21 protein-coding genes are annotated in these 18,258 nt (G+C 71.7%); 9 read left to right on the top strand and 12 right to left on the bottom strand.

All coding sequences use genetic code 11. The features are described from left to right. Nucleotides 1–73: 73 nt before the first annotated feature. The 4 genes from IEZ25_RS04105 to IEZ25_RS04090 all read right to left on the bottom strand — a co-directional run bounded on the left by IEZ25_RS04105 (nucleotide 74) and on the right by IEZ25_RS04090 (nucleotide 2,891). Entirely contained in the window at nucleotides 74–961 is an 888-nt protein-coding gene (locus IEZ25_RS04105; RefSeq protein ID WP_191198161.1) for an NADH-quinone oxidoreductase subunit C, read from the bottom strand. Further along, nucleotides 958–1,512, bottom strand: coding sequence for a NuoB/complex I 20 kDa subunit family protein (locus IEZ25_RS04100; protein WP_191198160.1), 555 nt, complete (start codon nucleotides 1,510–1,512; stop codon nucleotides 958–960). The genes IEZ25_RS04105 and IEZ25_RS04100 overlap by 4 nt, the downstream gene beginning before the upstream one ends. A 132-nt stretch (nucleotides 1,513–1,644) precedes the next feature. Beyond that, nucleotides 1,645–2,004: an NADH-quinone oxidoreductase subunit A gene (locus IEZ25_RS04095; protein ID WP_191198159.1), complete on the bottom strand. Its 360-nt coding sequence runs from the start codon at nucleotides 2,002–2,004 to the stop codon at nucleotides 1,645–1,647. 197 nt (nucleotides 2,005–2,201) lie between these two features. Further along, entirely contained in the window at nucleotides 2,202–2,891 is a 690-nt protein-coding gene (locus IEZ25_RS04090; protein WP_191198158.1) for a demethylmenaquinone methyltransferase, read from the bottom strand. 113 nt (nucleotides 2,892–3,004) lie between these two features. Between IEZ25_RS04090 and IEZ25_RS04085 the strand changes: the two genes are divergently transcribed. After that, nucleotides 3,005–4,018, top strand: coding sequence for a L,D-transpeptidase family protein (locus IEZ25_RS04085; protein ID WP_191198157.1), 1,014 nt, complete (start codon nucleotides 3,005–3,007; stop codon nucleotides 4,016–4,018). A 26-nt stretch (nucleotides 4,019–4,044) separates the two neighbouring features. Here IEZ25_RS04085 and IEZ25_RS04080 read toward each other — a convergent pair whose 3' ends face one another. The 3 genes from IEZ25_RS04080 to IEZ25_RS04070 form a co-directional block, all read right to left on the bottom strand. Then, nucleotides 4,045–4,407: a hypothetical protein gene (locus IEZ25_RS04080; protein ID WP_191198156.1), complete on the bottom strand. Its 363-nt coding sequence runs from the start codon at nucleotides 4,405–4,407 to the stop codon at nucleotides 4,045–4,047. A 110-nt stretch (nucleotides 4,408–4,517) separates the two neighbouring features. After that, nucleotides 4,518–5,786 carry an AMP-binding protein gene (locus tag IEZ25_RS04075; protein WP_191198155.1) on the bottom strand — a complete coding sequence of 423 codons (1,269 nt, stop codon included), beginning with the start codon at nucleotides 5,784–5,786 and terminating at the stop codon, nucleotides 4,518–4,520. A gap of 162 nt (nucleotides 5,787–5,948) precedes the next feature. Continuing rightward, nucleotides 5,949–7,124, bottom strand: a complete 1,176-nt coding sequence (locus IEZ25_RS04070; protein ID WP_191198154.1) for an AMP-binding protein — start codon at nucleotides 7,122–7,124, stop codon at nucleotides 5,949–5,951. Nucleotides 7,125–7,242: 118 nt separating this feature from the next. Between IEZ25_RS04070 and IEZ25_RS04065 the strand changes: the two genes are divergently transcribed. After that, the gene (locus IEZ25_RS04065; RefSeq protein WP_318152035.1) at nucleotides 7,243–8,493 is read left to right on the top strand and encodes an isochorismate synthase; all 1,251 of its coding nucleotides are present in this window, start codon (nucleotides 7,243–7,245) and stop codon (nucleotides 8,491–8,493) included. Nucleotides 8,494–8,517: 24 nt separating this feature from the next. Here the strand turns inward: IEZ25_RS04065 and IEZ25_RS04060 are convergent, their stop codons facing one another. Beyond that, on the bottom strand, nucleotides 8,518–9,153 hold the full coding sequence (locus IEZ25_RS04060; protein WP_191198153.1) for an MBL fold metallo-hydrolase: 636 nt from the start codon (nucleotides 9,151–9,153) through the stop codon (nucleotides 8,518–8,520). Between the two features lie 134 nt (nucleotides 9,154–9,287). Here IEZ25_RS04060 and IEZ25_RS04055 point away from each other — a divergent pair, with 134 nt between their 5' ends. Further along, nucleotides 9,288–10,490 carry a glycoside hydrolase family 16 protein gene (locus IEZ25_RS04055; protein ID WP_191198152.1) on the top strand — a complete coding sequence of 401 codons (1,203 nt, stop codon included), beginning with the start codon at nucleotides 9,288–9,290 and terminating at the stop codon, nucleotides 10,488–10,490. A gap of 50 nt (nucleotides 10,491–10,540) precedes the next feature. Here IEZ25_RS04055 and menD read toward each other — a convergent pair whose 3' ends face one another. From menD to IEZ25_RS04040, 3 genes are read right to left on the bottom strand one after another with little or no spacing between them, the layout of a single operon-like run. After that, nucleotides 10,541–12,160 carry a 2-succinyl-5-enolpyruvyl-6-hydroxy-3-cyclohexene-1-carboxylic-acid synthase gene (menD, locus tag IEZ25_RS04050; protein WP_191198151.1) on the bottom strand — a complete coding sequence of 540 codons (1,620 nt, stop codon included), beginning with the start codon at nucleotides 12,158–12,160 and terminating at the stop codon, nucleotides 10,541–10,543. Then, nucleotides 12,157–13,107 carry an o-succinylbenzoate synthase gene (locus tag IEZ25_RS04045; protein ID WP_191198150.1) on the bottom strand — a complete coding sequence of 317 codons (951 nt, stop codon included), beginning with the start codon at nucleotides 13,105–13,107 and terminating at the stop codon, nucleotides 12,157–12,159. Before IEZ25_RS04045 ends, menD begins: the two co-directional genes overlap by 4 nt. After that, nucleotides 13,107–14,123, bottom strand: a complete 1,017-nt coding sequence (locus IEZ25_RS04040; RefSeq protein ID WP_318152034.1) for an AMP-binding protein — start codon at nucleotides 14,121–14,123, stop codon at nucleotides 13,107–13,109. The genes IEZ25_RS04045 and IEZ25_RS04040 overlap by 1 nt, the downstream gene beginning before the upstream one ends. Before the next feature lie 31 nt (nucleotides 14,124–14,154). Here IEZ25_RS04040 and IEZ25_RS04035 point away from each other — a divergent pair, with 31 nt between their 5' ends. From IEZ25_RS04035 to IEZ25_RS04015, 6 genes are read left to right on the top strand one after another with little or no spacing between them, the layout of a single operon-like run. Continuing rightward, nucleotides 14,155–14,442, top strand: a complete 288-nt coding sequence (locus IEZ25_RS04035) for a DUF1330 domain-containing protein (RefSeq protein ID WP_191198148.1) — start codon at nucleotides 14,155–14,157, stop codon at nucleotides 14,440–14,442. Between the two features lie 21 nt (nucleotides 14,443–14,463). Continuing rightward, entirely contained in the window at nucleotides 14,464–14,805 is a 342-nt protein-coding gene (locus tag IEZ25_RS04030; RefSeq protein ID WP_191198147.1) for a DUF1801 domain-containing protein, read from the top strand. A gap of 45 nt (nucleotides 14,806–14,850) precedes the next feature. Continuing rightward, nucleotides 14,851–16,110: a NupC/NupG family nucleoside CNT transporter gene (locus IEZ25_RS04025; RefSeq protein WP_191198146.1), complete on the top strand. Its 1,260-nt coding sequence runs from the start codon at nucleotides 14,851–14,853 to the stop codon at nucleotides 16,108–16,110. A 49-nt stretch (nucleotides 16,111–16,159) separates the two neighbouring features. Next, nucleotides 16,160–16,702: a hypothetical protein gene (locus IEZ25_RS22105; protein ID WP_318152092.1), complete on the top strand. Its 543-nt coding sequence runs from the start codon at nucleotides 16,160–16,162 to the stop codon at nucleotides 16,700–16,702. Next, nucleotides 16,617–17,012, top strand: a complete 396-nt coding sequence (locus IEZ25_RS21265; RefSeq protein WP_318152088.1) for a phosphotransferase family protein — start codon at nucleotides 16,617–16,619, stop codon at nucleotides 17,010–17,012. The genes IEZ25_RS22105 and IEZ25_RS21265 overlap by 86 nt, the downstream gene beginning before the upstream one ends. A gap of 44 nt (nucleotides 17,013–17,056) precedes the next feature. Further along, nucleotides 17,057–17,437, top strand: a complete 381-nt coding sequence (locus tag IEZ25_RS04015) for a hypothetical protein (protein WP_191198145.1) — start codon at nucleotides 17,057–17,059, stop codon at nucleotides 17,435–17,437. A 58-nt stretch (nucleotides 17,438–17,495) separates the two neighbouring features. On the opposite strand, the gene IEZ25_RS04010 is transcribed toward IEZ25_RS04015, so the two are convergent. Then, nucleotides 17,496–18,038, bottom strand: coding sequence for an HNH endonuclease signature motif containing protein (locus IEZ25_RS04010; protein ID WP_191198144.1), 543 nt, complete (start codon nucleotides 18,036–18,038; stop codon nucleotides 17,496–17,498). Nucleotides 18,039–18,258: the final 220 nt, after the last annotated feature.

Below are 18,258 nucleotides of genomic sequence, written 5' to 3'. Positions count from 1 at the left end.
CTGGAGGTGTCGGGGTCCCCGCGGCGTTGTTCGGGGGAGCGAAGCGGAGGAGAAGAAGGTCGTGGGGTGGCCATCAGTTGTACGACCTCCGCTGGTCCGGCGGCGGGATCGACCCGCCCTTGTACTCGACGGGGATGCCGCCGAGCGGGTAGTCCTTGCGCTGCGGGTGACCCGGCCAGTCGTCGGGCATGAGGACCCGGGTCAGCGCCGGGTGGCCGTCGAAGATCAGGCCGAACATGTCGTAGGTCTCGCGCTCGTGCCAGTCGAGCGTGGGGTAGATGCTCACCAGGCTCGGGACGTGCGGGTCGCTGTCCGGCACGCTGACCTCGAGGCGGATGAGCCGGTTGTGGGTCATCGACATGAGGTGGTAGACGGCGTGCAGCTCGCGACCGGTGTCGTCGGGGTAGTGGACCCCGCTGACGCCGGAGCAGAACTCGAAGCGGAGCGCCTCGTCGTCGCGGAGCATCTGCGCGACGAACGGCAGGTCCTCGCGTCGGACGTGGAAGGTGATCTCGCCGCGGTGGACCACGACGCTCTCGATGGCCGCGCTCAGCTCGGTCGCCTCGAGGCGGTCTTCGAGGGCACCGGCCACGTCGTCGAACCAGCCGCCGTAGGGCTTCTGCGAGGGCGCCGGGAGCACCTTGGCGGCGACGAGGCCGCCGTAGCCGGAGGTGTCGCCGGAGCCCTGGACGCCGAACATGCCGTGGCGCTCGCCGACGGAGCGGACCTCGCCGGTCGGGGCCGGGACGTTCTCCGGTGACTGGTCGGGGGCCGACTGCGTGACACCGCTGCCGGTGCCGGTCTCGGACTTGGCCTTCTCGAGGTTGCGCTCCTCGGCCGGACGGGCGGACTCGTTGGAGTCGGTCTTGTCGCCGGAGGTGCCCTCGGCCTTGCCGGCCACCTTCTCGTCGTGCTTCTCGTCGGGCTGGTCGCCCGGCTTGTCGTCCGGCGCGTCGGTCATCGCAGCAGGCCCTTCATCTCCGAGGTCGGGAGCGCGCGCAGCGCGGCGGTCTCGAGCTCGGCCACCTCGGCGGCGCGGTTGGCGCCGAGCTTGGTCTGCTGGACCTGGTCGTGCAGCTTGAGGATCGCGTCGATGAGCATCTCCGGGCGCGGCGGGCACCCGGGGAGGTACATGTCGACCGGGACGACGTGGTCGACACCCTGGACGACGGCGTAGTTGTTGAACATGCCGCCGGACGAGGCGCAGACACCCATCGCGAGGACCCACTTGGGCTCGGGCATCTGGTCATAGATCTGGCGCAGGACGGGCGCCATCTTCTGGCTCACGCGACCCGCGACGATCATCAGGTCGGCCTGGCGCGGACTCGCGCGGAAGACCTCCATGCCGAAGCGACCGAGGTCGTACTTCGGGCCGCCGCTGGTCATCATCTCGATGGCGCAGCAGGCCAGGCCGAAGGTCGCGGGCCAGAACGACGCCTTGCGCATGTAGCCGGCCACCCCCTCGACGGTGGTCAGCAGGACGCCGCTGGGCAGCTTCTCTTCGATTCCCATGTCAGAACTCCTTCTGAGGGTCGTGAGGCGCGTGCAGTGCCGAGGCGGAGGAGGGAAGGCGACCTTCGGCGGAGCGCAGCGGAGCGGTCGTCGACCGACGACAACGCGGGCAATGTGCGTGCATCACGATCCTCAGTCCCAGTCCAGTCCGCCGCGTCGCCATACGTACGCGTAGGCCACGAACACAGTCGCGATGAAGAGAGCCATCTCGACGAGGCCGAACAGGGCCATCTGGTCGAAGTTCACGGCCCACGGGTAGAGGAAGATGATCTCGATGTCGAAGACGATGAAGAGCATCGCGGTGATGAAGTACTTCACCGGGAACCGGCCGCCGCCGGCGGGCTGCGGCGTCGGCTCGATGCCGCATTCGTAGGAGTCGACCTTGACCCGGTTGTAGCGCTTGGGCCCCACGAAGGCGCTCATGATGACGGAGAAGACCGCGAAGCCCGTCGCGAGGAGGGCCAGCGCCAGGATCGGCGTGTAGAGCTGCATCGCTTGTCCTTCCGGTGACCCTGCGCCCACGGGTCCATGTGACCTTGTGAACGTCTTCACTAGTGGCGCGTGCCACAGTCTAGGACTCGGGTGCGGCGTGCGTCACGTCGGGGGCCGGGGCCGTCATTCCCGCTCTGACCTGCACATTTAGGCAAGGCGAACGTGCGCTAATTCGCCCGCGGGGCCCTCGGATCGGCTCAGGCGGTGGCGCGGTGGAGCGCGACGATGCCCCCGGTGAGGTTGCGCCACTCCGGCGCCTGCCAGCCGGCCTCGACCATCAGCTCGGCGAGCCCGGCCTGGTCGGGCCAGGCCCGGATCGACTCGGCGAGGTAGACGTAGGCGTCGGCCGCGCTCGCGGTCACCGACGCGATCCGGGGCAGGGCTCGCATGAAGCCGTCGAGGTAGACCGTGCGGAAGGCACCGTTGACCGGGCGGCTGAACTCGCAGACCACGAGGCGACCGCCCGGGCGCGTCACCCGGAGCATCTCCTTCAGGCCGGCCAGCGGGTCGACGAAGTTGCGCAGCCCGTAGGAGATGGTCACCGCGTCGAAGGTGTCGTCGAGGAACGGCAGCCGGGTGCCGTCGCCGGCCACGAACGGCAGCGCGGGCCGGTCCTTCTTGCCCTGCCGGAGCATGCCGACCGAGAAGTCGCACGGCACGGCGACCGCGCCGCGGGCGAAGAACGGCTCGCTGGAGCACCCGGTGCCGGCGGCGAGGTCGAGGACCAGGTCGCCGGGCCTCGGCGCGACGGCGTCGACCATCGAGCGCCGCCAGCTGCGCTGGATGCCGGCCGTCATGAGGTCGTTGGTCAGGTCGTAGCGCTTGGCCACGGTGTCGAACATGCGACGCACGTCGGTCGGTTGCTTGTCCAGGTCAGCACGGGCCACGCGGTGAGCGTAGGCGTCCGAGCCAGGGAGGACGCAACGCGGGGGCGTCCCCGAACGTCCCTACAATCATCCAGCGACCACCAGAGGTCGCTCGGCTCCGGGGGAGGAACCACATGTCACGCCGTGACTCTCGTGCGCGCACGCTCGCACTCCTGCTCGTCCTGCTGTGCACGCTCTCCGGCCTGGCCGCGGTCACGAGCACCGCGTCGGCCTCGGCGGCGACCGGCGAGGTGTCGGCACGCGAGTTCTCCCCGATGCGGATCGGCGACCGCGGCTGGCGGGTGCGCGTGCTCCAGAGCCGGTTGCACCAGCTCGACCTCCACTCCGAGGTGGTCACCAACCGCTTCGACGAGGAGACACGCGACGGCGTGGCGAGGTTCCAGCGGCGCCGCGGCTGGACGGCCGACGGCGTCGTCGACCAGCGCACGTGGGAGAAGATCGTCGCGAAGACGGTCGAGCCGACCTCCGACGCGCTGCACAACGTCTACGCGCCCGGGCGCCCGCTGCTGGAGCGCGGCGACACCGGCAGGTGGGTGCGCCAGGTGCAGGCCCGGCTCAAGCAGCTGCGGATGTACGACGGCAAGGTGACGGGCCGCTACGCGCGCTCGACGGTCGACGCCGTGACGGCGTTCCAGACCGGGCGCAAGCTCCCGGTGACCGGCCAGGTGGACCGACGCACCCTCACCTGGCTCAAGGACACCACGCGCGAGCCCACGAAGGCGGAGCTCTTCAACATCGTGCCGAGCGGGCCGCGGCTCGACCCGCGGTGCTCGACCGGCCGGGCGATGTGCGTCGACAAGACCTCACGGTCGTTGCGCTGGGTCGTCGACGGCGTGGTGCTGAAGTCGGTCGAGGTCCGCTTCGGCTCCGACGAGCTGCCGACCCGCGAGGGCGCGTTCGCCGTCTACCGCAAGTCGCGCGACCACGTGTCGAACCTCTACGGCACCTCGATGCCGTTCGCGATGTTCTTCTCCGGCGGTCAGGCGGTGCACTACTCCCCCGACTTCGCCGCCAACGGCTACAACGGCGCGTCGCACGGGTGCGTCAACGTGCGCGACCGTGCAGCGGTCGAGTGGCTCTTCGACCAGGTCAGGATCGGCGACAAGGTGATCGTCTACCGATCCTGACCGGCCGCAGCGGCACGGGTCCTGCCTCAGAGCTCCAGCTGGCCCGAGAGCGTGCTGAGCTTGTGGCGCGCCATGGCGAGGTTGGCCTTGCTCTTGTCGAGCACCAGGTAGATGAACAGGCCCGGGTGCTCCTTGGGCAGGTTGATCAGGTGGTAGGCCTGGCCCAGCGTGATCAGGATGTCGTCGATGGTGTCGTTGAGACCGAGGCTCTCCATCGTGCGCATCTTGGCGCGGACCACGTCGGTGTTGCCGGCGGCGGCGACGTCGAGGTTCATCACGGTGGCGTCACCGGCCTGGCCGAGGGCCATGCCCGACTGGTAGTCCACGAGCAGGGCGGCGACGGCGCCGTCGATGTTCACGGCTTCCTTGAGGATCACGTCAACGTTCATGTCAGTTCCTTCGTGTTGGTGTTCGTCCCGGCCGCTGTGGTCGGGAGGGTTCTGGGGGGAGCGGCGGGCCCGGCGCCGGGCACCGAGGCCCAGCCGGTGGCGCCGCTCGGTCATGACTCGCCCTGACGGGCCTGCGAGATCAGCAGCTTGTCGAGGAACGACTCACCACCGAAGAGCGGGAGCGACGGCAGCACGAACGCGGACTCGCCCGGCTCGGCCGGCTCGTCGTACGACGGCGCGCTCGGCATCTCGACGTCGGTCCGCAGCCCGAACTCACGACCGGGCTCGCCGCGAGAGCGTCGGGGCAGCGTCGAGGCGTCGCCCACCAGGACCGGCGGCGGCACCGGGAGGTCCGCGGCGAGCGACGGCGTCGCACCGACCAGGACCGCCTCCACGTCGAAGGACCGGAGGGACTCGCACACCTCCTCCGACAGGTCGGGCACCACGACGTGCGTCAGGTGGGGACCGGCCCACGACCGCAGGGCGACCGCGTGGGCAGCCCGGGTCCGCCCCGGGCGCAGGCGGCGTGCCCCCGGCACGGAGACCTCGGCGATGAGGTCGCTCAGCGACGCCGCCGCACGGGCGTCCAGGGCCAGCGCGGCCGGCTGTGCCAGCGTCAGGGCGTCCGGCAGGTCCGAGGCGGCGGCGACGTGGACCAGCGTGCCGCCCGACGCGAGGTGGGCGTCGCGCACGCGGTGGACGAACCCGTCGCCCGGGTCGCCGACGAGCAGCGTGACGGCGTCCGCAGGCAGCAGGCCGGCCAGCTCGTCGCCGGACGGCACCCGCGCCAGGGCGGCACCGGACGGGAGCACCCGCGCCGCGGTTCCGTCGGGGTCGACCACCCGGTCGACACGCGTGACCACGTCGGGGTCCATGACCAGGCGCTCGGCGCCCAGGCCCAGCAGCCGGCTCCAGGAGTCGTCGCCCAGGTCGAGCATCTCGGCCGAGCGGAACTGCAGCCCGGCGAGGCGGGTGAGCTCCTGCTCGTCGGAGGAGACCACGAGTCGTACGTCGACGCCGGCCAGCTCGCGGACCAGGTCCTCCTGCGGCGTCTGCGGCGAGACGTGGATGACCACGGCACCGATCGCCCGCAGCGCGATGTCGAGCTCGGGGTGGGCGTGGGTCGGGGGAAGCAGGGAGAGGACGATCTGATCGGCTCGCATGCCGCTGCGGACCAGTCCGGCCGCCGCCTGCTGGACGGTCGTCTCCACCGTGGTCCAGGACCGGAACTCCAGGCCCGTCGCCGTGGCCACGACGTACGCGATGTCGTCGCCGCGGGTGGAGGCCAGCGCGCTCAGGCGCCGCAGGGGCGACGGAGGCAGCGCGGTCGGGAAGCGGTCGGGAAGCGCGGATGCGCGGGCCAGCGGCACGAGTGCCATCGACGTCCCCTTCCTCTCGAGTGATGCGGTGTGTTCACCGACAACCCTGTCGAGGGACCGACCCCTGATCTGCGGTTTTACCTACGCATGGTGGGCCTGTGGGTCAGCTGTGTACTGGCTCTCACCGGCTGAGACGACCGTCACCGGCTGGGCTCGAGACGGCTATGCGCCGGACAGCGAGAACGCGGCGTCGAGGCGGCCGCTGCCGCCGCGACGTGGCAGGTGCGACGAGGCCGACGCGAGCGCCGGTGCCGACGGCACGGTGACGACGGCGTGCTCGGCAGCGAGGTCGAGCCTGACCGCGGGGTGGTGGGCGATGCGCCCCAGCCGGTGGCCCAGCGCGGTGGCCAGGCCGCTGACCGTCCGATTCACCCGGGTGTCGAGCGCGAGCACGCGCAGCCGGCCACCGAACCACGGCTCCAGCGCGGAGACCTCGTCGGCCAGCTTGCGCGCACGGGCGCCCAGCCGCGCCTCGGCGACCCGGGCACTCACTGCGTCGAGCACGTCTCGCGGAGCGTCGTGCCAGGGCCTGCCTGCCACCGTGCCCCGCTCCACCAGGTCCTCGAACAACCGTGCGCTCGCACCGTCGAGCAACAGGTGCGTGGGCGAGAAGTGGGCGAGGGCGGCCTCCACCTGCTCGGCACGCTCGACCCAGACGAGGGTGCAGCCGCTGGTCAGGTGCGCGTCGCGCACGACCGTGGTGAACCTGTCGGTCGCCTCTCCGGTCAGGAGCGCGACGTCGTCGCACGTCAGGTCGGACAGCGTGCCGGAGGACTCGGGTCGGAAGAGCCAGGCCGACGCCTTCTCCCGCGCCAGACCCAGGACCGCGCCGGACGGCGCTCCCGCGCGAGCCGCCTCGACCCACGTCAGGAGGTCGGGCTGGCGCTTGCGGCGCTCCAGCCCCATTCCCCGCAGGCGCTCCCACGACCGGTCGTCGCACTCGAAGAGCTGGGCCTCCATCAGCCCGGCCTCGCGCAGCAGCGAGAGCCGGCTCTCGTCGTCGACGATCACCAGGCGCACCTCGATCGCGTCGAGGAGCCTCGCCACCTCGGACGGGTGCAGGTGATCAGGCAGGAGGACGGGCACGGCGCCGGCGACCCGCGTGGCGAGCTCGAGCTCGAGCTGCCGGATCCCCGCAGGCACCCGGATCACGACGACCTGACCGGGGGCGACCCCGGCCTCGATCATCCCGGCGGCGCCGTCGATGGCGCGTCGGTAGAGCTCGTTCCACGTGAGCCTCGCCCACGTCCCGTCGCGCTGCTCCGCGATCGCGACCTCCAGTGCGCGACCTCGCGCGTGACGCTCCAGGCGCGCGAGCGGCGATTGCTGGACTGGCACGTGCGCCCCCTCCGTCGTCTCGTGTATCGAAGGAAAGTAGGCCAGGAGCACGACCCCTGTTCACGGTTTCGACATCTGCGCTCCGGCGGTGCGGGACCCCGGCGTAGGCTGCTCCCTCGTGACGATCCCCCCGTCCGCCCCCCGCCCGGCGGCCGCGCCGCTCGTGGTGCGCACGATCGCGGTGGACTCGGCGGACCTCCCGCTGCTCGACCTCCTCCCCCAGCAGGACCCGGTCAGCTGGCTGCGTCGCGGGGAGGGACTCGTCGGGTGGGGAGTCGCCGCCCGGCTGGAGACCTCCGGCCCGACCCGGTTCAGCGACGCGGTGAAGTGGTGGTCGGAGACGGTGGCCCGCGCCGACGTCGAGGACCACGTCGGAGAGCCGGGCACCGGCCTGGTGTGCTTCGGCGCCTTCGCCTTCGCCGACGAGCCCGGCGACTCCGTGCTGGTGGTGCCACAGGTCGTCGTGGGCCGGCGCGGCGACCGCACGTGGCTCACGACCGTCTCGGTCGAGGCCCCCGCGCTCGTCGCGACACCCGCGCCCCAGCCGCCGGTCGGGCTGGTCTTCTCCGACGGCGCCCGCAACGGCGAGGAGTGGATGTCGGTGGTGGCCGAGGCCGTCGACCGGATCACCCGCGGCGAGCTGGAGAAGGTCGTCCTCGCCCGAGACCTCATCGCCGCGACCGACGAGCCCGTCGACGTGCGGTGGCCGCTGCGTCGCCTGGCCGAGCACTACGAGATGTGCTGGACGTTCCACGTCGACGGCCTGTTCGGCGCCACGCCCGAGATGCTGGTGCGACGCGAGCGCGGCCTGGTCACCTCGCGGGTGCTCGCCGGCACGATCCGGCGCACGGGCGACGACGAGCGCGACCTGGCGCTCGCGGCCACCCTGGCGCGCTCGTCGAAGGACCTCGAGGAGCACGAGTACGCCGTGCGCTCGGTGGCCGACGCGCTCGAGCCGCACTGCTCGTCGATGAACGTGCCCGAGGCACCGTTCGTCCTGCACCTGCCCAACGTGATGCACCTGGCCACCGACGTGAACGGCGTGGTGCACGACGTCGCGACGTCGCTGCAGCTCGCCGAGTCGCTGCACCCCTCCGCGGCCGTGGGTGGCACGCCGACCCCGGCCGCGACCCGGCTGATCACCGAGATCGAGGGGATGCCGCGCGACCGCTACGCCGGCCCGGTCGGCTGGATGGACGCCTCGGGCGACGGCGAGTGGGGCATCGCGCTGCGCTCGGCGATGGTCACCGAGGGCGGCGTCCGCCTCTTCGCCGGCTGCGGGATCGTGGCGAGCTCCGACCCGGAGGCCGAGCTGGCCGAGTCGCAGGCGAAGTTCGTGCCCGTGCGCGACGCCCTCGGCGCCGACTGAGCCGCTCGGTCGGTCCTCCCGGTCCTACAGGTCCTGACCGGGCTCGCGGAGCTCGAAGGCCTGGTCGTCGCCCAGCAGGTTGCCCATGTGCGAGGCCGCCATGGTGATGCCGATCTCGCTGTAGACCCGCTCGTGGATCCCGAGCGAGGTGGGCGCGCCGACCTGGCGCACGAAGTCCACCGCCTCGCTGATCTTCAGCCACGGCCCGCTCACCGGCGCGAGGAGGACGTCGACCGCGCGGCCGGGAGGCGTCAGCGCATCCCCGGGGTGGTAGACGCTGCTGCCGCCGGACTCGAGGACGTAGCCGGAGTTGTCGAAGCGGTCGTAGTCGGGGTGGATCACCGCGTGCTTCTCACCGACCACCTCGACCGCCGTCCCGGCGAGATCGAGCCGGTCGCCGGGGCGCAGGACGCGGACGCGCTCGGCGACGTCCGGTGCCTCGGCGCGCAGCATCCGCTCGACGGCCGCGATGGTCCAGATCGGCGCGTCGGAGCGCCGCAGGTGGTCGGGGTGCACGTGGTCGGCGTGCTCGTGCGTGATCAGCACGGCGTCGGCTCCGTCGAGGGCCTCGGCCTCGCTGAAGGAACCGGGGTCGATGACGACCACACCGCCCTCTCCCTGGACCCGGACGCAGGCATGCCCGAACTTGGTGATGCGCATGTGGCCAGACTACGACTGTCCGAATCGCCTGATGAATGTGTGACGCGTGGGATCGGCGGTTAGGGTGGGCGGGCCTCCGACGGGTGGAGTGCCCTGGGGGAAAGCCAATCGCACCCGAGACGAAGAGAGTTCCCATGTCTGCACGCCGCGTGCTGGTAGGCAGCGTCGCCGCGCTGATCCTGCCCGCGTCCCTGCTCATGACCACCGAGATCGGATCCGCCAACGACGACGCCGCCGCCACGTCGACGCCGTCGGTCCTGACCAAGAAGGCCGGTCAGAAGATCTCGCTGGAGGTGCTGCCCCAGATCGTCCAGCAGGGCAAGCGCCCCGCCAGCGCGGACAAGGCCAAGGGCTCGGTCATCGCGACCCTGAAGCCCGTCAAGGTCGGCCGCACGGTCACCCTCGAGGTCCAGCAGGGCACGAAGTGGAAGAAGGCCGGCACGGCCAAGCAGGAGAGGTCCGGCAAGGCCTACTTCCGCGCCAACGTCTCCAAGGGCGGCCTGCCGCTGACCTACCGCGTCACCGCGAACAAGTTCAAGGGCCTCAAGAAGGTCTCGAGCAAGAGTGCCGACACCGCCGCGTGGGTCACCCCCACGTTCACCGACGAGTTCTCGGGCAGCACCCTGAACCCCGTCTGGTCCATGCGCGGCCAGGACTACGAGGCGCAGAGCAAGCGCGTGTGCTCCAAGGGCTCGCCGGACGCCGTCAAGGTGGGCGGCGGCACCGTGCGCCTGAGCGTCATCAAGGACAAGTCGCGCAAGGGCAAGTGCAAGGCCGCCTCGCGCAAGAAGTCGAAGAAGATCAGCTACCGCCTCAACGGCCACATCGGCACCGCTCAGGGCTTCAGCTTCCGCTACGGCGTCGCCGCCGCGCGCATCAAGATGCAGAAGTCCCGCGGTCAGCACGCCAGCTTCTGGAGCCAGCCGGTCGGCGAGAACCAGCCGGGCAGCGCCGGCCACGAGATCGACATCATCGAGTACTTCGGTGACAAGCACCCCCAGGGTGGCCTCACCAGCTTCATCCACTGGTACAAGGGCAAGCGCCTGATCAAGACCGGCTCGTGGATCAAGAACTCCGAGTCGTTCCTGAAGAACAAGAAGGACGGCTGGTCGAAGAACTACCACGTGTTCTCGGTCAAGTGGACGCCCAAGTCCATCACGACCTACATCGACGGCAAGGAGACCTGGCGCACGTCGGCCCGCGTCTCGAAGGCCCAGCAGTACCTGATCCTCAGCATGCTCGCCTCGGACTACGAGGCGCTGGAGATGCCCGACAAGAAGCTCCCGCAGAGCATGAACGTCGACTGGGTGCGCGTGTGGGAGACCCCGCAGCCCTGATCGACTGAACGATCCCAGCAGCACCGTCCGCGCGCTGATCCGCTCCCGCTTCAGGGAAGGGTCAGCGCGCGGATCTTTTCGTCCAGCTCGCGCCGGTTGTCCCGGCGCACGCGCGCCTCGACGACCTCGATGCCGCCGTTCGGCGTCGCCAGCGCCTGCTCGAGCTCCGGCAGGCTGTGGACCGCCAGGTGCGGCACCCGCATCGCGGCGCACAGGCTCGCGACGTCGACGCCGTGCGGGGTGCCGAAGAGCGTGTCGAAGCGGTCGGCGTACGCCGGCGCCCCCTGCTCCAGCGTGGCGAAGATCGAACCGCCGTCGTCGTTGACCACGACGATCGTCAGGTCCGGCCGCTGCTCGCGCGGCCCGATGACCAGCCCGGTGCTGTCGTGCAGGAAGGTCACGTCGCCGATCAGCGCGAGCGAGCGCGTCGACCCGGGACGCCCCAGCGCGGCGCCGATGGCCGAGCTGACGGTGCCGTCGATGCCGGCCAGGCCGCGGTTGGCGGCGACGAAGCGACGTCCACCGACCTCGTAGGGCGCGACCATGAGGTCCAGGTCGCGGATCGGGTTCGAGGCGCCGACGAACAGCAGCCCGCCGCGCGGCAGCGAGCGGCTCACCGCGCCGGCGACCTCGTGCGGCGTGAGGTCGGGCTCGTCGGCCAGCAGCGCGTCGAGGGAGCGGCCTGCCGCGCGGTCGGCCTCGCGCCACTCCTCGAACCAGGCGAGGTCGTCGGTGCCGTCCAGCAGGAGGTGATCGGCCTCGTGCGCGACCGGGAACGGCCGCTCGGACCACGTGCCCCGGTGCGGGGCCGAGATCACCTCGACGTCCGGACGACCGAGCAGCCGCGCCACCGGCCGCGACAGGGTCGGGTGGCCGAGGACGACGGCGCGCTCGATGCGGGCGCCGAGCCCGCCGGACAGGAGGAGCCGGTAGGTGCGGATCGCGTGGTCACCGGTGCGCGAGCCGCTGGAGGGCTCGGCGAGCAGCGGCCAGCCCGCGCGCTCGGCGAGGTTGCGGGCGAACGGTCCCGCGTCGTCGCCCGCCACGACGACCGTGCGAGGACCCATCTCGAGCACGTGCTCGGTCTGCGTCGGCCCCGGGTCGAGATCGACCCACTCGGGCGCGATCCCCCCGTCCCACCCGTCGTCGTCGGGAAGCAGGGGGTCGTCGAGCTGGACGTTGAGGTGCACCGGGCCGCCGTGGCGGTGGCGGCGTACGAAGGCGAGCAGCTCGTCGAGGTCGGTGCCCTCCTCCCCCGCCGCGACGTCGAGCGTCGGCGCGAAGCTGCCGAAGAGGGCGACCTGGTCGGTGGTCTGGTTGGCGTCGGTGCCGCGCAGCCTGGCCGGACGGTCGGCCGTCACGACCACGAGCGCCACGCCGGCGTGGGCGGCCTCCATCACGGCCGGGAGCAGGTTGGCCGCGGCGGTGCCGGACGTGCAGACGACGGCGGCCGCCTCACGGCTGATCTTCGCCAGGCCGAGCGCCAGGAAGGCTGCGGTCCGCTCGTCGATCCGGGTGTGCAGACGCAGACCGCCGGCCCGGGAGGCGTCGTACAGCGCGAAGGAGAGCGGGGCGTTGCGAGAACCAGGAGCCACCACCACCTCGCGGACCCCGGAGCCGCGGAGCGCGGTCACCACCGACCGCGCGAGGTCGGTCGAGGGGTTGGTCACGAGACCCGATCCTGCCCTACCGACTCCCACCGTCGGAGCCAGTGGGTCACCCGGTCCTCGTCCGCTGCGAGCCGTGCCAGCGCGGTGTCGTCGACCTCGGGCCGCACGACCGGCAGCAGGCCGTCGACCGGCAGCAGCGGCTCCGTGGCGACGTCGTCGGTGAGCAGCTGGACGGTGGCCAGGCCGCAGGCGTGGTGGAGCTCGGGCAGGGCCGCAGCCAGGGAGACGCCGGCGGCGATGCCGACGCTCGACTCGACGGCGCTCGACACGACGACGGGCAGGCCGATGTCCTCCGCGATGCGCAGGCACGCCCGCACCCCGCCGAGGGGCTGGACCTTGAGCACGGCGATGTCGGCGGCCTCGAGGTCGCGGACCCGGTAGGGGTCCTCGGCCCGGCGGATGGACTCGTCGGCGGCGATCGGCACCTGCACCCGGCGGCGTACGACGGCGAGGTCCTCGACGTCCATGACTGGCTGCTCGACGTACTCCAGGCCCCCGGCGGCGCGGTCGATCGCGGCGATTGCCCGGACCGCCTCGTCGACGTCCCACCCGCCGTTGGCGTCCACCCGCACCAGGCCGTCGGGGCCGAGGGCGTCACGCACCGCCTCGACCCGGGCGAGGTCGTCGGCCAGGGTCTGTCCGCGCTCGGCGACCTTGACCTTCGCGGTGCGGCACCCGCCGGCCAGGACGATCTCGTGGGCGCGGGCGGGGTCGGTCGCCGGGACCGTGACGTTGACCGGCACCGCGTCGCGCAGGGGCTCCGGCCAGCCGACGTCGGCGGCTTCGCGCGCGCAGGCGAGCCACGGCCGGGAGACGTCGTCGTCGTACTCCAGGAAGGGCGACCACTCCCCCCAGCCGGCGTCGCCGCGCAGGAGCAGGCCCTCGCGCACGGTGATGCCGCGGAACCGGGTGCGCATGGGGATCGAGAAGACGTGCAGGTCGGGCATCACAGGCTCGCCCGGATGGCCTGCTGGTCGACCTTGCCGTTGGGCAGCAGAGGGAGGCTGTCGACCCGGCGGAACTCGCGGGGAGCCCAGGACCGCGGGTGCTCCAGGCTGATCCAGTCACGCAGCTCGGCGTCGTGGGCGTGGCCGACGAGCACGGCGACGAGCCGCTGGCCCCACTCCCGGTCGGGCACGCCGAACACCTCGGCCTGCTCCACTCCGCGGTGCTCGCGCAGCCGCCGCGCGACGACGGCGAGCGGGATCTTCACGCCGCCGCTGATGACGACGTCGTCGAGCCGGCCGAGCACCTGCAGGCGACCGTCCTCGTCGAGCCGGCCGGCGTCGGAGGTGAGGAACCACCCGTCGACGAGCGTCTGCGCCGTGAGCTCGGGGTCGTCGTCGTAGTGGCTGAAGAGGGTGGGGCCGCCGATCCGCACCCGGCCGTCGGCCGCGATGGTGATCCCGACCCCGTCGAGGGGCAGGCCGTCGTAGACGCACCCGCCGGCGGTCTCCGAGGACCCGTAGGTAGCGACCACCCGGACACCGGCCTCCTCGGCCCGTCGGCGCAGGGACGGGTCGAGGCCGCCACCGCCGACCAGCACGGTGTGGCACCGCGCCAGCGCGGCGAGCTGGTCGGGGTCGCCGACGATCCGGTGCAGCTGGGTGGGCACGAGCGAGACGAAGGTGGGGACGTCGGCGTCGTCGGCCATCGCCCGTCGCAGGTCCAGGCCGTCGACGACGACGGGCTCGTGGCCGGCGACCAGCGAGCGGACGATCACCTGCACCCCGGCGACGTACGACGACGGCAGGGCCAGCATCCAGCGGCCGGTCGCGCCGAGGCGGCGGGCGGAGGCCTCGACGCTGGCCAGCACCGCCCGGCGCGGGAGGACGACACCCTTCGGTCTCCCGGTGGATCCGGAGGTCTCGATCAGCAGGTGGTCGGGGTCGTCGGCGTCGAGCCAGCGCGACAGCTGACCGATCGCCGTCGCGGGCTCGTCCGAGGGTCGGAGGAAGCTCACGCACCGAACGCTAGGCCATAGGCTCGCAGGCATGACCGCCTACTGGATCACCACCTACCAGGCCGTGCACGACCCCGACAAGGTGGCGGCGTACGCCGTGCTCGCCGGTCCCGCCCTCACCGCCGCCGGTGGCCGCTTCCTGGTGCGCGGCGTGCCCGAGGCGACCTTCGAGAAGGGCCAGGCGACCCGCACCGTCGTCATCGAGTTCCCCTCGGTCGAGGCGGCCGTCGCCGCCCACGACAGCGAGGCCTACCAGGAGGCGCTGCGCGCCCTCGACGGCGGCGCCGACCGCGACATGCGGGTCGTTCCGGGCGCCTAGCGACCGACGTAGGCTCGCACCATGGCGAAGGACTGGCGCGAGCAGACCGTCGACGACCTCCGGGCGCTCATCAACGCAGCAGTCCCCGGTGTCGAGGAGGAGGCCAAGTGGCGCAAGCCGTCGAACCCCGACGGCGTCCCGACCTTCTCCCTCGACGGGCTGATCTGCACGCTCGAGACCTACCAGGACAAGGTCAAGGCGACCTTCGCCCAGGGCGCCTCGCTCGAGGACCCGGCCGGCGTCTTCAACGCCAGCCTCGGCGCGGGCAAGCGCCGCGCGATCGACGTGTTCGAGGGTGACGACGTCGACAGCGAGGCCTTCACCGACCTCGTGCGCGCCGCGGTCGAGCTCAACCGCTCCTGAGCCTGCCCGGTCGCGGCGTGCGCGAGGACCCGGCACAGTAGCCCCATGACCGGCCTGCGCGGGGTCCTCGGACTCGTCCTCCTCCTGCTCGTCGCCGTGGCGCTGTCGAAGCACCGGCGCGGGATCAGCCGGCGCACTGTCGCCGTGGCGCTGGGCCTCCAGGTCGGCTTCGCCGCGCTGGTCCTGAGGTGGGGCCCGGGCAAGGACGCACTGCAGTGGGTCGCGGACCGTGTCGCGACGCTCATCGGGTACGCCGACGAGGGCACGAAGTTCGTCTTCGGTCCGCTGCTCGACGTCGGCGAGAAGGGCGAGACCATCTTCGCCCTGCAGGTGCTGCCGGTGATCGTCTTCCTCGGCGCCGTGATCGGGCTGCTCTACTACCTGCGCGTCGTGCAGTGGGCCACCTGGCTGATCGGTGGCGCGCTCGCCCGGCTGCTGCGCATCAGCAAGGTCGAGTCGATGTACGGCGCGACGGTGATCTTCCTCGGTCAGAGCGAGGCGCCGCTGATGATCGCGCCCTACCTGAGGTCGCTGCGCCGGGGGCAGCTCTTCACCGTGATGACCGCGGGGTTCGCCGCTGCTGCGGGATCCACGCTCGTCGGCTACTCACTGCTGGGAGCGCCGCTGGAGTACCTGCTGGCGGCGATGGTGATGAACGCGCCCGCGTCGCTGCTCATGGCCAAGATCATGTGGCCGGACAGCACGCCCGAGGACGACGAGCTCGAGGGCGCGACCCCGGTCGATGCTGACGAGGACGTGGACGTGCGCTCGGTCCGCGACGAGGACTCCTCCAACCTCATCGACGCGATCGGGCGCGGCGCGCTGGCGGGCGGCAGGATCGCCGTGACGGTCGGCGGCCTGCTCATCGCCTTCATCGCGCTCATCGCACTCGCCGACGGGATGCTGGGCGCCGCGGGGTCCTGGGTGGGCGTTGACGACCTCACCTTCGAGCGGATCCTCGGCTGGGCGCTGGCTCCGCTGGCCTGGCTCCTCGGTGTGCCGTGGTCCGAGGCGGTCCGGGCCGGGTCGTGGATCGGTGAGAAGACGGTGCTCAACGAGTTCGTCGCGTTCGCCAACTTCGGCCCCGAGGTCGACGGCCTCTCCCCCGTCACCGTCGCCGTCGTGACCTTCGCCCTCGCCGGCTTCGCCAACTTCAGCTCCATCGCGATCCAGATCGGCACCCTCGGCTCGCTCCTGCCCGAGCGCCGCGGCGTGGTCGCCCAGCTCGGCCTGCGGGCCCTGCTGGCCGGGTCGCTCGCCAACCTCGCCAACGCCGCGATCGCCGGGATCGTGATCTCGCTGTAGGTGCGGGCGACCCCGGCGGCGTCGGGCGTCGTGCCCGTAGGGTCCACGCATGGCCGAGGGGATCGAGCGTCTGCGACCCGAGCAGCGCGACCTGCTGACGCGCTGGGTGCCGGACGCACGCGTCGTGGCCGACCACAGCTGGGGCCTGGTCGGGACGGCCGTCCTCGAGGTGCACAGCGAGCAGGGTCGCCTCATCGTGAAGGCCGGCGACGAGGCGGACGGCCACATCGAGCGCGAGATCCGGGCGCACCGCGAGTGGCTGCGGCCGTGGGTCGCGAGCGGACGTGCACCCACCGCCCTGCACCTCGACCTGCCGGCGAAGCTCGTCGTGACCCGCTTCCTGCCCGGACGGCTGGTCGAGGGCTCACCCGCCCAGGACGATCCCGAGACCTACCGGCAGGCAGGCGTCCTGCTCGCCGCCCTCCATGGACAGACCTCCGAGGTCGATCCCACCTGGCACGACGACTTCCGCGCGCGTCGAGCGCGACCTCGACCGTCCGCACCGCATCGACCCCGCCGTCGAGCGCCTGGTCCGCGCCGAGCTGGTCACCTGGCCCGGCGGCGGGTCGCGCGTGGTCCCGACCCACGGTGACTGGCAGCCCAGGAACTGGCTCGTCGACGACGGCGTCGTCCGGGTGATCGACCTCGGTCGCGCGTCCATGCGACCCCCGACGGAGGACTTCGTGCGCCTCGCCGGTCAGGACTTCGCCCGCGACCCCGAGCTCGAGACGGCGTTCCTCGACGGCTACGGCCCGGATCCGCGTACGCCGGACCAGTGGCGCCGCGACCGCATCGGCCAGGCCGTCGGCACCGCGGTCTGGGCCCACGGCGTGGGTGACGACGAGTTCGAGGCACACGGGCACGCGCTGCTGGGCGGTCTGTACGACGCGTCGCACCCCTGACGCACGCGGGAAGGTTGGCGACGACCTCGTGCCACACTCGAGTGATGGAGCGCGTGCTGGAGGAGTCGCTGACCCCGCCACTTCGTGATCTGGAACGCGCCGGGCTCGAGGCGCCCAGGTTCGAGGACTTCGACTGGAACGGTGATCCCGAGTACGCGTCGCTGATGATGTGGGGACCCGACGGTGGCGGTACAGGCTTGTCTGTACGACGTGCCGCACGGCTCGAGGAGCGCGTCGCCTCTGCAGCCGACCAGGTGCAGGAGTGGGCCATCGAGACACATCTCTGGGGAGCAGCACCCACCAACTGGCCCCCTTGTCCGAACCATCCCGACACGCACCCACTGCAGGCGGTCGTCCACGACCACAGGGCCGTGTGGCTCTGTCCCGCTGACCAGTCCGTCATGGCCGCCGTCGGCGAGGTGTAGCAGCGCACGACGCGTGCCTGTGGCCCGAGCACCGGGGTGGTGTCGGGCTGTGGGGCGGTCAGGTTCGTCGGTGGTCGCGCGGTGCTGGTGGTGATGGTGCTGGGCCCGGTGGTGGTTCGGGTCGTGGTGTGGGTGGGTGTGTGGTGGTGGTCCGTCCGGTGGGGAGGGTCCACTCGTAGCCGCTGTCGGGCAGGCGTTGGTAGGTGGAGTGTCCGAAGGTCTTGGCGCGGTGGTGTCGGCGGCACAGGGGTGCGAGGTTTGCGGGTCTGGTCTGGCCGGGTGGTCCGCCCTGGTCGAGGGGGACGTATGCGTCGATGTGGTCGAGGTCGGCGTGGGCGGATGGTCTGGTGCAGGCGGGGTAGACGCAGGTGGGGTCGCGGTGGCGGACCATGGCGGCCATCCGGGCGGGTGGGTCGTGCTCATCGACCGGCGGGTGGGCTCGTGGGTCGAGGTCCACGACGGGGTTGATGGTGATCGTGTCGGCGTTCAGCAGCCAGGTGCGCAGGCGGCCGAGGAGGATCGGTCCGAGCTTGGGTGAGACAGCGACACGGTGCCTGTCTTCGAGCAGGTCGCGGTCGGTGATGCGGAGCTCGAGGACCACCCCACCCGGTCTGCCTGGGTGGTGGAACGGGTTCGCGGTGGAGTGTGCGACGTCCTCGGCCACACAGATGGCCGGATCCATGTCGGGTTCGATTGAACCGCCCCGGAATTTCCGGAGGCTGTGTTTGGTGGCTCAGCCGGTCGGCGTGAGCTGGTTTCTTGCAGCGTAGTGAAGTTCTTCGGCCTCGACTGGGGTCAGGTCGTCGATGGCCTCGTGGGGG

Source organism: Nocardioides hwasunensis (assembly GCF_014779665.1).
GTDB lineage: Bacteria > Actinomycetota > Actinomycetes > Propionibacteriales > Nocardioidaceae > Nocardioides > Nocardioides hwasunensis.
Note: the sequence above shows the minus strand (reverse complement) of the source record. Positions and strands in the feature narration are given on the sequence as shown.